Below are 13,305 nucleotides of genomic sequence, written 5' to 3' on the forward strand. Positions count from 1 at the left end.
GGTACGAACGAACAAGTCAAGATCAAACCGGTACCCGCAGCCGCAGGACCGACCCGCACCCGCAGGACCGACCCGCACCCGCAGGACTGGCCCGCACCCGCAGGACCGATTGGTCAGCAGCGGTCGCAGGCGCCCCGGCGGCGCAGGTGGTAGGCGAGGGTGGCGGCACCGAGCGCCACGCCCCAGACCGGCCAGAGCAGCATCGGCAGGACCGTGAGGGTGCTTCCGCCCAGTCCGTCGAGGAGATCCGGCTGCCCGTAGAGGGCCAGGCCGGCGGCGGTGATCGCGACCGCGACTCCGGTGGCGGGGACGACGGCGAGCTTGATCGGCACCCGACGACCGGCCAGCCCGATCATCCAGCGCGGGAACCGCTCGCCCCACCGCTGCACCAGGCCGAGGGTGAGAACCGCGCCGACCAGCCCGAACCCGGCCAGTCCGGCGCCGACCCAGACCAGACCGGTCCGGTGCATCTCGCGCAGGAAGCCATCGGTGATGCCGAGCGGGATGCCGACCACCCAGGCGAGTCGGACGATCGCGTACAGCACCGGGATCACCGCCGCCACCCAGGCCGCCCGGCGTCCCCAGCGGGCCGCCGATCCCGCCGAGGTCCAGCCCTCGCCGCCGGCCCGGCGCCCGCACCACGGGCAGGCCCCGGCGGTACGGAGCTGCCAGGTGAGCACGGCCCGGGCCAGCAGCAGCCCGGTGGCGACCGAGAACACCTTGTAGCCGAGCGCCAGGGTGAAGAGTTCGGAGTAGTCCACCGGCGGCCAGCCGAACGGCAGCCCGCCGATCAGCATCGGCGCGTACCCGAGGTAGGCGAGCACCTGCACGTCCGGGACGAGCAGCAGCAGCCCGGCCACCACCAGCCAGCCGTAGCCGAGCAGGGCGAGTCGGGCTGCGCCGCGCAGGCGTACCGCGTGCGGGCCGGTCATGGCCAGGGCGGCGACCGCCGCGCCGAGCAGCAGCACCGCGAAGACCGGCGCCCCGACCTCGGCCGGTACCCGCCAGAGCAGGCTGTTGGAGCCGTCCCGGTCGGCGGTGCCGAACGGGTAGCCGTGCCCGGTGACGGTCCAGATCAGTGCGAGTGACCCGAAGAGTGCGGTGATGCCGGCGGCCAGATAGCCGATCCGGTGCCGATGCTGGCGCGGTTGCTGCTCAGGCTCCGGCTCGGACCGGGGTTGCGGCCCGGTCCGAGCGGCCGCCCGGCCGGTGGATACGGTGCGGGACATCGTCGTTCCCTCTCCTCGGCTCTCCCGGGCCGGCGACCTGTGCCGCGCCCGCTGCCCATACCATCCGGGCCGGCGGAGCCGCAGACCTCACGTACCGGAGTGACCTGCCTCCCCCAGCAGAGGGAAGGAGTTGACCTCAACCACGATCGAGGTATCACGCTGGTGCTTTGTCTACAGAAAGGCGTTGCCGTGATGAGCACGAGTTGGGCGTACCTCTACGAGCATCCCGGCACCGATCCGGTCACCGACCGGGTGATGCTGGACCGGGCCGGACAGCGGACCTCGCTGGTGCCCGTCCCGGACGAGTCGCTGGCCGCGACGATCGCGGTGCAGTTGGTCGAGGATGGCGTGGGGTTGATCGAGCTGTGCGGCGGCTTCTCGGTGCCGGCCGTCGCCCGGGTGATTGAGGCGGTGGCTGGTCGGGTACCGGTCGGGCACGTCACCTTCGGCGTGGAGTCGGTGGCCGGCGCCGCCGCCTACAGCGCGCAGTTCGGAGCGGCTTCACCGCACTGAACGGGCCAGTACTGGCGGCAGGTGGCAGGGCTACCGCTCGTCGAACACGTCGTCGAGAAGCAGATCAGTACGCGACTGCGCTGGAATCCCACCGCCAGTACCCTGGCTCCGGCCTACCCTCGGTCAGCCAAATCAGCCGGCCGGGTCCTCCGTCGGTCCCGGTTTGCCGGCCTCGAAGAGGGCGACGCAGCCGCGTACGGTGAGCTGGATGTCGGTGAACCGCTGATCGAGCTGCCAGCGCAGGCCGGCCAGGTCGTCGTCGGCGTTGTGGAAGATCCCTCGGGCGTTGTAGACCTTCATCAGCCGCCGCGCCGGGACGCTGACCGGCACTCCGGAGGAGAGGATGGTGCTGCCGAAGATCCGCCCGCCGGGCCGGAGGGCCGCCACCGCGTTGTCGAGCATGACGCCCTTCTCCGCCCAGGAGCCGGGCAGGCAGTGCAGCAGGAAGTTGGCGCCGACCGAGTCGTAGTGACCGGTCCGGAGCATGCCGTCGTCGAAGGGAAGTGGCTGGAGCACGTCCGCCCGCACCACGGCCGGATGATAGCGGGCCACCCGGGCGGCGCTGACCCGCAGCACGGTCGGGTTCAGGTCGACGAGGGTCAGTTCCGGTGTCGTGGCCGGGAAGCCGCACCGGTCCAGGAAGTATGCCGTGCCGGGGCCGAACTCGACGTGCCGGGCTCCGACGTTGCGCCGGTAGTTGTCCAGCATGTGCCGGTTGGCGCACCGCCAGACGAGTCGACAGTGGAAGCCCAGCACGACCACGTCGTAGCCGGCGAGCATCAGCCGGTTGTAGACGGCCTGGCCGGCGATGACCTCCTCGGGCGGCGGTGGCACGGCGGCGTTTCCTCCCACCTATTTCCCTGGTCGATGACCCGCAATCTCAGCTAACCGGCTCGCGGAGGGTCCCGCCAGCCTGGGGATACGGTTGTGCACCCAGTGCCGAACAGGGCCGCCAGCACAGGGATGGAATGGTCCTCAAGATTCTTGTCGGCTTAGGGTTCTCGGCGAACCACAGATCACCAAGAATCTTGCAGGCGCCTCACCCTGCCGAGGTTGACTTCGAAGGCGCCACTACCCCTCGCCCGGCTGCCCGACCGAGCCGGACGCCTCCCGCCGCCGGATGATGTCCAGGCGCGGGGTCACCCAGCCGAAGAACCGGGCATACATCCGGGCCGGATCCGGCCCCGGGTCGGGGTTGAGCCCGTTCGAGCCCGGCGGGGCGTTCCAGACGCGGAGGTGTCCCCGGTTCGCCGGCCGTACCCGGCCACGCACCGACGGTCTGGGCAAGGGCGGCAGCGGTGGTGGCGACGCCGGCATCGGCGGCGGAAGCATGCCGAGGCAACCCCACCGGTGCCCGCACCGGCAGTACCGCCAGAGCCGCCGCCAGTCCCGGCGGTGAATTCTCGGCGTACGTCGAAACCAGCTCACACCCGGTTACCTCCTCGATGGTGGAAGCGGGGGCCGCCTCGGGTGGGGAAGGGAAACCGACGGCCCCCGCGCGGTTCCGCCCGTCCTTTCCGAGGCCATGGCTCCGAGCGGTTCCGCTAGTGACACTCTGCTGTGGATGGCACTACGCTGAGGAGCTTCTCGATCGGTACGACCCGTACGTATCCGCGTTTATCCCGCCGGTATCCCCTTCGTCATGGAGGAGTCATGGAACGGTCCCCGATGCTCGAACACTTCGCCGAGGAGTTACGGCTCGCCCGCAACGCCGCCAACATGTCCCAGACGGCGCTGGCCGAGGCGATCAACTACTCCCAGCCGATGGTCGCCAAGGTGGAGAGCTGCGAACGCCGACCGAGCCTCGATTTCGCCCGGCGCTGCGACACGGTCTTCAACACCGACGGCCGCTTCGTACGCATCCAGAAGCGGATCAGCCGAGAGATCGTCGTCCAGTACTTCCGCGAATGGGCCGGCATCGAGCAGGAGGCGAAGGCACTGCGCTCGTTCGAGCCGGCCTATGTGCCAGGACTGTTGCAGACCGAGGCATATGCCCGCGCGGTTCTGTCCGGGCCGGGGCTGCTCTCCGTCGAAGAGATCGAGGAGCAGGTGACCGCCCGACTGGACCGGCAGGAGATCCTGTCCCGAGCCAAGCCGCCGCTGCTCACCTTCGTGCTCGACGAATACGTGCTTCGCCGCCCGATCGGCGACCGGGCGGTGATGCGCGAGCAGTTGCTGCACCTGGTCAAGACCGGCACGAACGTGCCGCAGGTGAAGATGCACGTCGTGCCCGCCTCGGCCGGCTCCTACGCGGGGCTGGACGGCTCGTTCGTGCTGGCAACTCCCCCGCTGGGTGAACCGGTCGTCTACTTCGACGGGCACCGGCACGGTCAGATGGACGACCGGTCGGACTACGTGAACTATATGATCGATGTCTGGGAAACCGTCCGGAGCGTGGCACTGCCGCACCAGCAGTCGCTCGACCTGATCGCGGAGGTGGCGGAGACATGGAGCTGACCGGCGCCAAGTGGCGTAAGAGCACCCGGAGCAACAGCACCGGCGGCAACTGCGTGGAGGTCGCCGACAACCTGAGCGGCGTCGTGGCCGTGCGGGACAGCAAGGATCCGGGTGGGCCGGCGCTGGCCTTCGGGCCGGAGGCCTGGCGGGCCTTCGTCAGCGACCTGACCCGGCGGTAGGGCGGGTGGGGTGGCGTACCCAGACGTTGGGTTCGACGTAGACGGCGTAGTCGTGTGCGAGGGCGCAGCGCACCGGGACCAGCCCGCCGGGGATCTCGATGTCGCCGTCGCGGTCGAAGGGTAGCCCGGTCCACTCCCGCCACTGGGCCAGTGACCCGGCCACCGTCATCGACGCCGGGGCGATCCTCTCGATGGTGCCGCCCGCCCGGACGTGCACCCGCAACCACGGGTCGGTCGGCAGTCCGTCGTCGCGCCGTTGCCGGACGTACTCGCTCATCGGCAGGTGGGGTTGCAGGTGCTTGGCCGTCGGGCGGACCGGTGCGAGCAGCGCGTCGTGGCCCTGCTGCCCGGCCGCCTGCCGCAGCGCGGCGACCATGTGCCGGGACAGGCCACGGCCGAGATAGTCGACGTCGATCGTGATCTCCAGCGCGCTGGCGACGGTCGGCGGGTTGCCCCGGCGCCGGTCGTTGAACGCCCAGACCAGCACCACGTCCCAGCCCTGCGCCGGCAACTCCTCCCGCCCTTTCAACACGGCGTTGAACGGGACGGCGAGCCCGCGCGCGACGACCCGGCCGCCGTCCGTCGCCACGACGCAGTACTCCGGAAACTCCCCGGGCACTCGCAGGTGCAGTGCGCTCGCCATCAGGTCCTCGCCGGAGAAGACCGGCCAGGTGTCGGTGATCTCGTAGATCCGGGCCGTCAACTCCGGGCGCTCGGCGAGCGTGCTGATCTGGATGCCGTCGAGGTCTGTCACGACCGGGCATACTGCCATGACCAGGAAGTTCGAGCCAGGCATTTGGCGTACGCCGCCCCAACCCGCGCCACCCGGATGACAGGTGATCTCTCAGCCGTCCGGCGACGGCACCACGAACCCCGCCTCGTACGCGGCGATCACCGCCTGGGTCCGGTCCCGGGCACCGAGCTTGGCCAGTACGTTGCCGACGTGCGTCTTGACGGTCTCGACCCCGAGCACCAGCTCGGTGGCGATCTCGGAGTTGGACAGGCCGGTGGCCATCAGCCGCAGCACCTCCCCCTCCCGCTCGGTCAGCCGGGCCCGACCGAGCCGGTCACCGGCCGGGCCGGAGGCGTGTGCCGCGACGAGCCGGCGCAGCGCTGCCGGAAAGAGCAGCGACTCGCCCTTGGCGACCACCCGGATCGCGTCCACCACCTCGGCCGGTCGGGCCCGCTTCAGCAGGAAGCCGTGTGCGCCGGCCCGGAGCGCTTCGTAGACGTACTCGTCGTTCTCGAACGTGGTGATCACCAGGATCCGGGGCGGGTCGGCCGAGGTGGCGAGCAGGTGCCGGGTGGCCTGGATGCCGTCGATGGCCGGCATCCGAACGTCCATCAGCACCACGTCGGGCCGCAGCCTGGCGACCAGCGGCGGCACCTCGGCCCCGTCGGCGGCCTCGCCGACGACGGTCAGGTCCGGCTGCGCGTCGACGATGGCTCGCAGGCCGACCCGGATCAGCTCCTCGTCGTCGACGACCAGCACGCTGATGGTCATGTCTGCTCCGTTCCGCGCCGCCGCCGCCGCTCTTCCGGCACCGGCCTCGGTCGCTCCGCCACCGGAGCCGGGGGTCCGGCCGTTGTGGTCGGCAGCCAGACCGCGACCCGCCAGTCGCCCTTCTCCGGGCCGGCGCTGACCCGACCGCCGAGCAGGACCACCCGCTCCCGGATGCCGGCAAGCCCGCGCCCCCGACGCTGCCCCGGACCGGGACGGCCCCGGGCCGCCACGGACGGCTCGCCGAGCGCGTTGACCAACTCGATCTCCAGGCCGTCGTCGTGGGCCGCGACCCGCAGGGTCACCGGCTGCCGGGCAGCGTGCCGGGCCGCGTTGGTCAGCCCCTCCTGGACGATCCGGTAGCCCTCCCGGGCCACCACCGCCGGCACCGCGCCGAGGTCGCCGGCCAGCTCGACGGTGACCGCCAGCCCGGTCGCCCGGGTGTCGGCCACCAGCCGGTCCAACTCGTCGAGGGTACGCTGCGGCGCCCGCACCGCGCCGTCGCCCGGCGGATCGCCGTCGCCCGGCCGCTGGCCGTCACCGCCGGGCGGGCCCGCGTCGCCGGGCGACTCGGCGTCACCTCGCCGGAGCAGCCCGAGGACGTGATCCAGGTCGGCCATTGCCGCCCGGCCGGTCTCCTCGATCGCCCGCAGCGCCCGCCGGACGAACTCCCGGTCGGTTTCCAGCAGCTCGCCGGCGGCTGCCGCCTGGAGGGTGGCGACGGTAAGCGCGTGACCGACCGAGTCGTGCAGTTCCCGGGCCAGCCGGTTGCGTTCGGCGAGCCGGCTGGCCTGCTGCTCCAGCGCGGCGATCCGCTCGGTCGGGGACGGGCCGAGCAGCGCCGGGGCCATCAGCCTGGCCAGCGCGCCCAGCCCGGCGACGGCGTAGCCGAGCAGCACCAGCATGCCGGCCCCGACGAGGCTGAGCCAGCCCGGATGCCAGCCGCCGAACGGGCCGACCGCCAGGTCGCGGACGGCCTCCTTGCTGACGCCGAGCTGTGCGAAGAGGAAGAGCAGCGCCATCGGCAGGGCCGAGATCAGCGCGAACCCGACCAGGCCGCCGGAGAGCAGGTGGATGCCGATCCAGAGGGCGCAGCGCAGCCGGCTCTCCCGGTCGATCCCGCCGTCGGTGGCCGGCTCGGGCAGTTCGACGTCGAGCAGGGCCCGCGCGGCGGCGATCTCCAGCGCCCGGGTGCCGCGCAGGAACAGCGGTACGGCGGCGATCGCCGTCGCGACCGCGATCAACACCAGCACGGCCGGTCGGGGTACTGCGTCGGTCCGCAGCATCTCGGCGAAGACGGTGCCGAGCAGCAGGTACGGCAGCAGCAGGACCCCGCCGAGCAGCAGGAACACCGCTCGGCGGTAGGTAGCGCCGCTGGTCAGCGGCGCCATGGCGGCCCGGAGCGTCACCCGGCCATTCTGCCTCGGGACGGCTGGGGCGCCGTGGGTCCCCGCCGAGGTGCTCGCTGTCGGGTAGCACGCGCCGCCCAGCGCCCCCGCCCTGGGGCCCGCGCCCGGCCCGCCCACGCCGAACGAGCCGAGAACATATCGGCTCCTGTCGGTAGGCTGACCCGGTGAGCCAGCCGTCTAGCGAACCTCCACCGTCGGACCCGCCACATTCCGGCCCACCAGCCGGGCCGTACCCGGCCGGGCCATCGTCAGCCGGACCGTACCCGGCCGGGCCGCCGCCGGCCGGGGCCGTCCCGCCCGCTCCGCCGTACCAGCCGGGAACGCCACCGCCGCGGAGCCGACGCCCGCTGATGATCGGCCTGGTGGCCGCGGCCGTGGCGATCGTGCTCTGCCTGGGCCTCGGCTGCGCCGGCCTGGTGGTCTACTACACGCAGCTCGGCGACGACGGCGGCAGCTCGGAGGCGGGCGGCGAGGGTACGGGAAGCACCCCGGAGCCGGGATCGCGCACCGCGTCGGCGCAGTGTGCGGGCAGCATCACCCCGGCACACGACCAGACCAGGGCGGTCGGATTGCCCGACTTCGACGCCGCGTCGCAGACCGGCACCGCCACGATGCGGCTGAGCACCAACCTCGGCGAGATCGCGATCAGCATGGACCGGGCCCGCACCCCGTGCACCGTGGCGAGCTTCCAGCATCTCGCCGAGCGGAAGTTCTTCGACGGCAGCAGCTGCCACCGCCTCGTCACCGAGGGGATCTTCGTGCTCCAGTGCGGTGACCCGACCGGCACCGGGATGGGCGGACCGGACTACAAGTTCGCCGACGAGAACCTGACCGGCGCGCAGTACGGTCGCGGCGTGGTGGCCATGGCGAACACCGGGCAGCCGGGCACCAACGGCAGCCAGTTCTTCATCATCTTCCGGGACAGTTCGAGCGGGCTCCAGCCGCTCTACACCCCGTTCGGCACGGTGACCACCGGCCTCGACGTGGTGGATCGGGTGGCGGCCGGCGGCCACGACAACTCCATCGCGGCCGGCGGCGGTGCGCCGAAGGTCGGGATCACGATCCAGAGCCTCTCCGTGGCCTGACCGGTTGGTGGGCTGACCGAACCGCGCCAGCCCGCCGTGGACTGACCGAACCGCACCAGCCCGCCCCCGCCTGCCCGGAAGCGGAGGGCGGGCTGGTGCGTCACCGGGGTACCGGTGTCATCAACCGCTCGACTTCACCACGGGTCCTGGCTACGTCCGTGACCGCTGGTCGATCCGGTCGACATGCGTCCTCGCCTCACCGTCATCCCTGGACCTCCTCCGATCCTGTCGGGCTTCCCGCCGCAACGCCGTCGGGACTCCGACCGGCCATCCCTGGCTCCGAGGGTGCCCCAGCGACCTGGCGTATAGCCGGCAAGAACCTTGAATTCGCTGGTCAGCCACCGATTCTCGGGAGATCGGCTCGGCTGCTGCCCCGACGAGACACGGAAGTTCCGATTTTGCGCGGTACTAGCGAAAGTATCGCCATAAAGGACAGAATTCCCCGCATGGCTGTTGGAGAGTTCCAGACGCAGGTCGTCCGGCGTGCCCGGGGAGTCAGCGCCGCCCTCAGCACGCCGCCCTACGTGAAACCCGGGCACTTCTACTCGCCGGCCACCTCGCCGGCCGACCGGGCGACCGCGATCGGCTGGCGCGAGCTGACCCCGGTCGGTGTCGACCTGCGAGAGCCGGAACAACTCCGACTGGCCACCGAGCTCGGTCCACTGATGCGCGAACTCCCCAGCGACCGCTGGCACGACCACAACGGCATGTACGGCCGCGCCGATGCCGCCGTGCTGCACGCGATGCTGCGACATCACCGACCGGCCCGGCTGATCGAGGTCGGCTCCGGCTACTCCACCGCGGTCGCCCTCGACGTCGCCGACCGATACCTGCCGGAGCTGCGGATCACCTGCGTCGAACCCCATCCGGAGCGGCTACGCTCCCGGCTGCGCCCCGGGGACCGGGTCGACCTGGTGCAGCGCCGGGTCCAGGACGTCGACCGGTCCAGCTTCGCCAGGCTCGACTCCGGGGACATCCTGCTGATCGACTCGACACACGTGGCGAAGGCCGGCTCGGACGTCGTCTGGCTGCTGCTGCACGTCCTGCCCACGCTGCGTCCGGGGGTGATCGTGCACATCCACGACATCCACTGGCCGTTCGAGTATCCCGAGCGGTGGCTCCGGGAGGGTCGGGACTGGACCGAGGTCTACCTGCTCCGGGCGTTCCTCACCGACAACGCGGCCTGGCGGGTGCTGCTCTTCACCTCGTGGCTCTGGTCGTGCCGCCCGGAGGTGCTACCGCCCGAACTCCGAGGCCTGCCCACCGGCGCGTTCTGGATGCGCCGCACCGAGCAACCGGCCGGCACCCGCTGAACGGCACCCGCTGACCGACGCCCCCTGGTACCGGGACCTCACCAGGCCAGGTCGGCGTCGCGTTCCGCCGCCTCGACCGGCAGGATCGGCCGCAGGCCGCGTGGCGGCTTCGACCGCTGCTGCCACTCCCGTGGATAGCCGAGCGACACCTCGTCGAAGCGGACCCCGTCGAACCAGTTCACCCTGGGGATGTGCAGGTGCCCGTAGACGACGGCGGCGGCCCGGTAGCGCCGGTGCCAGTCGGCGGTGTGCACCGTGCCGCACCACTGCGCGAAAACCGGATAGTGCAGGACCTCGGTGACCTCGCGGACCAGCGGAAAGTGGTTGACCAGGACGGTCCGGGTGTCGGGTGCGAGTTCGGCCAGCCGACGTTCGGTGTACTCCAGCCGGGCGGCGCACCAGTCCTCCCGGCTCGGGTACGGGTCCGGGTGCAGGAAAAGCTCGTCGGTGCAGACGATCCCGGCCTCCTGTGCCAGTGCCAGCCCCGCCTCCTTGGTCTGCGCGCCCGCCGGCCGGAAGGTGTAGTCGTAGAGCAGGAAGAGCGGTACCACGGTCACCGGCCCGCCCGCACCCGTCCACACCGGGTACGGGTCCTCCGGGGTGATCACCCCGATCCGCCGGCACATCTCGACCAGCAGCTCGTACCGGGCGACTCCGCGCAACTGGACGGCGTCCTGGCGGGGTGTCCACAGCTCGTGGTTGCCGGGCACCCAGACCACCGTGCCGAAGCGCTCCTTCAGCAGCCGCAGCGCCCAGTAGACGTCCTCCACCCGGTCGGCGACGTCGCCGGCCACCAGCAGCCAGTCGTCCTCCGAGTCCGGCACGAAGCCCTCGACCAGTTTCCGGTTCTCCGCGTAACCGACGTGCAGGTCGCTGACGGCCAGCAGGGTGCCGCCGGTACCCGAGATGGCCATCGGGCGATCCTACCGGCCCGGTACGCCGGCCCGGCCGGTCGCGCTCAGGGCTCGACCCAGCCGTGCGACCGGGCCAGCCCGACCAGCAGTTGCCGGATCACGCCGATCTGGGCACCGGTCAGCGACGGTACCTTCTCGATCAGCAGCTCGGTGATCTCGCCGCTGAACTCGGCTGCGGGAAGTACGTCGCAGAGCTCCTCGTCGCCGGCCGCCCGGCCGGGGCGCGGCGGGGCGGCCGGTCGGTCGGTGATCCGGATCGCCGAGGCCTTCAGCCCGCGCTCCCCCTGCTCGACCTCGTATTCCAGGCGCATCCCCGGCTGGATCAGGTGCTTGTCCTCGCCGAAGTCGTTGGCGTGCACGAAGACGTCCTCGCCCCCGCTGTCGGGGGCGATGAAGCCGTAGCCACGCACCTCGTCGAACCTGAGCAACTTTCCCGACGCCACCACAACCACCGCCACCCCTACCACGACATGCTCGCCCGCACTACGACATGTTCGCCCGCACTACGACGTGATCGCCCGCGCCCACGGTACGACGAGCCGCTCGATCGCCACCACCAGGTAGAACAGCCCTCCGCCCATCAACGCCAGCAGGACCAGCGCGGCGAACACCAGCGGGGTGTCAGCGGAGTTCCCGGAGTTGATGATGACCGCGCCGAGCCCCCGGTCGATGCTGATCAACTCGCCGATGACCGCGCCGATGATCGCCAGCGACATCGCCACCTTGAACCCGACGAAGATCTGCGGCAGCGCCCAGGAGAGCCGTACCTTGACGAAGGTCTGCCACCAGGAGGCGGAGAGCGAGTGCACCAGCTCGCGCAGGTCGTTCGGGGTCGAGGTCAGCCCGGCCATCGCGGAGACCAGGATCGGGAAGAAACAGAGCAGGATCACCATGATGATCTTGGGTTCCGGCCCGAAGCCGATCCAGATTAGCAGCTGCGGCGCGAGCGCCACCTTCGGTATGGCGTTGGCCGCCGCCATCAGCGGCATCGTCATCCGCTCGACCGTCCGGGACGCCGCCAGCAGAAGCGCGACCAGCAGTCCACTGCCGGCGGCGATGCCGAACCCGATCGTCGTCTCCACCAGTGTCACCCAGGTCTCGGCGAGCAGGTAGCCGGGCAGCCGTACGAAGGCGTCGACCACGTCCGCCGGCGTCGGCAGGTAGAACGACGAGATGTTGAAGAGCAGGGCGATCAGCCACCAGAGGGTGACCGCCAGCACGACCCCCAGGATGGGCAGCCCGACGTTGAACCAGAGCCGCGCCGGGCGGGTTTTCGTCGGCGAGCTGGTCATCACGGCCTCCTATGGGGTGACGCGGCGGGTGGGGGTGGCCGGCGACCGGGCCGGTGCGCCGCCGGGGTGGCGTGGACGATCCGGGACGGCGGCCGAGGCGACCGCCGTCCCGATCCGGGTCCGGCACCGATCGAGCCGTCAGGGGCCCGGTACGACGCCCTCGACCCTCAGGCCTTCGGTACGAAGTTGAAGTCGACGACCTTGTCCGGGGTCAGTCCCGCGGGGATGAGACCGGCGCCCTGCATCACGGCGATGGTCCGCATCACCCGCTGCTCGTCCATGAACCCGATCGGCGCGCCGCCGGCCGGTGCCACGTAGGGCGTCATCGACTTGATCTCCCCGACCCCGGAGGGCACGGCGTAGCTCGGCTCCGCCTTGTTGAGGATCTGCGCCGCCTCCTCCGGGTGCTCGATCGAGTACTGCAAGCCCTTCAGCAGCGCAGCGGTGAACCGGCGGACCAGGTCCGGGTTCTTCTCGATCAGGGCCGGCGTGGTGATCACCGCGTTGCCGAACAGGTCCCGCAGGTAGTCGCTGTACGGCAGCACCACCACCTCCTTCTTGGAGATGTTCGTCAGTGCCGTGCGGCTGAGCAGGAAGGTGCCGAGGGCGTCGACCTTCCGGGACGCCATCAGGCCGTTCAGCGTGGTGGCCTTGACACCCTGGACCTTCACCTTGGCGATGTCGACACCGGCCAGTTTGGCGTACGCCGGGAAGAGCAGTTCGGTGACCGAGCCGGCGCCGGTCGCCATGGTCTTGCCTTCCAGGTCCTTCGGGGTGCTGATGTTGGTGTCCTTGGTGGTCATCACCGAGATCAGCGTCTGCTGGTGCACCGCGGCGATCGCCCGCCAGTCGGTGAACTCGCCCTTACCCGCCTGGATGACCGCACCGGTGAAGTCGAGGGCGCCGAACTGGACCTTGCCCGACTTCAGCGCCGTCAGGTTCGGGACGTTACCCGCGCCCTTCTGGATGTTCACCTCGATGCCGGCCTCGGCGAAGTAGCCCTTCTCCTTGGCAACCCAGACGAACGCGTCCCGGCCGACCGCGCCGAAGGCGGTGATGTAGCCAACCTTATCCGGCTCCTTCTTGGACGCGTCGGCGTCCGTTCCGGAGTCCCCGCTGCACCCGCTCGTGACCGCCAGCGCCGCCGCCAGAAACGCCGCGGCGAGCAGGCGTGAACGTGTGATCATGTGTGCCTCCCGCTTGTGGAATGGACCCGAGGGCGGCAATCGACGCCTCCCGCGCGAACAGCGCGCCGCGACCCCTCGGCACGTATCCGGCACTGCCGGCCCTCGTTCGGTCGAGAATCGTAAATGAGCCTTGTCCGAAATGTCATCGACAAGATCCGGTCAAGATTCAGGCAAGCAGGTGCGTGGTCGCTTACCACACGGCAGATATCAGCAGCTCACGATGTTT

Annotated in this window: 15 protein-coding genes; 5 read left to right on the forward strand and 10 right to left on the reverse strand. The window is 70.8% G+C overall.

What is annotated here, in order from left to right:
* Nucleotides 1-113: 113 nt before the first annotated feature.
* On the reverse strand, nt 114-1,229 hold the full coding sequence (locus tag EV371_RS27885) for a hypothetical protein (protein ID WP_349339566.1): 1,116 nt from the start codon (nt 1,227-1,229) through the stop codon (nt 114-116).
* Between the two features lie 192 nt (nt 1,230-1,421).
* Between EV371_RS27885 and EV371_RS27890 the strand changes: the two genes are divergently transcribed.
* Nucleotides 1,422-1,742, forward strand: coding sequence for a DUF6506 family protein (locus tag EV371_RS27890; RefSeq protein ID WP_130464673.1), 321 nt, complete (start codon nt 1,422-1,424; stop codon nt 1,740-1,742).
* Nucleotides 1,743-1,874: 132 nt separating this feature from the next.
* On the opposite strand, the gene EV371_RS27895 is transcribed toward EV371_RS27890, so the two are convergent.
* Nucleotides 1,875-2,594 carry a class I SAM-dependent methyltransferase gene (locus tag EV371_RS27895; protein WP_207230623.1) on the reverse strand — a complete coding sequence of 240 codons (720 nt, stop codon included), beginning with the start codon at nt 2,592-2,594 and terminating at the stop codon, nt 1,875-1,877.
* A 219-nt stretch (nt 2,595-2,813) separates the two neighbouring features.
* Nucleotides 2,814-3,170 carry a hypothetical protein gene (locus EV371_RS27900; protein WP_130464674.1) on the reverse strand — a complete coding sequence of 119 codons (357 nt, stop codon included), beginning with the start codon at nt 3,168-3,170 and terminating at the stop codon, nt 2,814-2,816.
* Nucleotides 3,171-3,395: 225 nt separating this feature from the next.
* Here EV371_RS27900 and EV371_RS27905 point away from each other — a divergent pair, with 225 nt between their 5' ends.
* Both EV371_RS27905 and EV371_RS27910 read left to right on the forward strand, forming a co-directional pair.
* Nucleotides 3,396-4,199 (forward strand): helix-turn-helix domain-containing protein, encoded by an 804-nt coding sequence (locus tag EV371_RS27905; protein WP_486484816.1) that lies wholly within the window; start codon nt 3,396-3,398, stop codon nt 4,197-4,199.
* Nucleotides 4,190-4,378: a DUF397 domain-containing protein gene (locus EV371_RS27910; RefSeq protein WP_130464675.1), complete on the forward strand. Its 189-nt coding sequence runs from the start codon at nt 4,190-4,192 to the stop codon at nt 4,376-4,378. Before EV371_RS27905 ends, EV371_RS27910 begins: the two co-directional genes overlap by 10 nt.
* Here EV371_RS27910 and EV371_RS27915 read toward each other — a convergent pair.
* The 3 genes from EV371_RS27915 to EV371_RS27925 all read right to left on the reverse strand — a co-directional run bounded on the left by EV371_RS27915 (nt 4,356) and on the right by EV371_RS27925 (nt 7,288).
* Nucleotides 4,356-5,132 carry an N-acetyltransferase gene (locus tag EV371_RS27915; protein WP_349339573.1) on the reverse strand — a complete coding sequence of 259 codons (777 nt, stop codon included), beginning with the start codon at nt 5,130-5,132 and terminating at the stop codon, nt 4,356-4,358. The two genes, EV371_RS27910 and EV371_RS27915, sit on opposite strands and share 23 nt — an antisense overlap.
* Nucleotides 5,133-5,222: 90 nt before the next feature.
* Nucleotides 5,223-5,882, reverse strand: a complete 660-nt coding sequence (locus EV371_RS27920) for a response regulator (RefSeq protein ID WP_130464677.1) — start codon at nt 5,880-5,882, stop codon at nt 5,223-5,225.
* Complete coding sequence (locus EV371_RS27925) at nt 5,879-7,288, reverse strand: histidine kinase (RefSeq protein ID WP_130464678.1); 1,410 nt, start codon at nt 7,286-7,288, stop codon at nt 5,879-5,881. The genes EV371_RS27920 and EV371_RS27925 overlap by 4 nt, the downstream gene beginning before the upstream one ends.
* Before the next feature lie 362 nt (nt 7,289-7,650).
* On the opposite strand from EV371_RS27925, the gene EV371_RS27930 reads away from it, so the two are divergent.
* Nucleotides 7,651-8,373, forward strand: coding sequence for a peptidylprolyl isomerase (locus tag EV371_RS27930; protein ID WP_165436850.1), 723 nt, complete (start codon nt 7,651-7,653; stop codon nt 8,371-8,373).
* Nucleotides 8,374-8,819: 446 nt separating this feature from the next.
* Nucleotides 8,820-9,686 (forward strand): class I SAM-dependent methyltransferase, encoded by an 867-nt coding sequence (locus EV371_RS27935; RefSeq protein ID WP_130464680.1) that lies wholly within the window; start codon nt 8,820-8,822, stop codon nt 9,684-9,686.
* Between the two features lie 38 nt (nt 9,687-9,724).
* Here the strand turns inward: EV371_RS27935 and EV371_RS27940 are convergent, their stop codons facing one another.
* From EV371_RS27940 to EV371_RS27955, 4 genes are all read right to left on the reverse strand, one after another.
* Nucleotides 9,725-10,600 (reverse strand): metallophosphoesterase family protein, encoded by an 876-nt coding sequence (locus EV371_RS27940; protein ID WP_130464681.1) that lies wholly within the window; start codon nt 10,598-10,600, stop codon nt 9,725-9,727.
* A gap of 44 nt (nt 10,601-10,644) precedes the next feature.
* Nucleotides 10,645-11,046 (reverse strand): cold shock domain-containing protein, encoded by a 402-nt coding sequence (locus tag EV371_RS27945; protein ID WP_486484979.1) that lies wholly within the window; start codon nt 11,044-11,046, stop codon nt 10,645-10,647.
* A 57-nt stretch (nt 11,047-11,103) separates the two neighbouring features.
* Nucleotides 11,104-11,892 (reverse strand): ABC transporter permease, encoded by a 789-nt coding sequence (locus EV371_RS27950; RefSeq protein ID WP_130464682.1) that lies wholly within the window; start codon nt 11,890-11,892, stop codon nt 11,104-11,106.
* 167 nt (nt 11,893-12,059) lie between these two features.
* The gene (locus EV371_RS27955; protein WP_130464683.1) at nt 12,060-13,079 is read right to left on the reverse strand and encodes an ABC transporter substrate-binding protein; all 1,020 of its coding nucleotides are present in this window, start codon (nt 13,077-13,079) and stop codon (nt 12,060-12,062) included.
* Nucleotides 13,080-13,305: the final 226 nt, after the last annotated feature.

This window comes from Plantactinospora sp. CNZ321 (genome assembly GCF_004217235.1).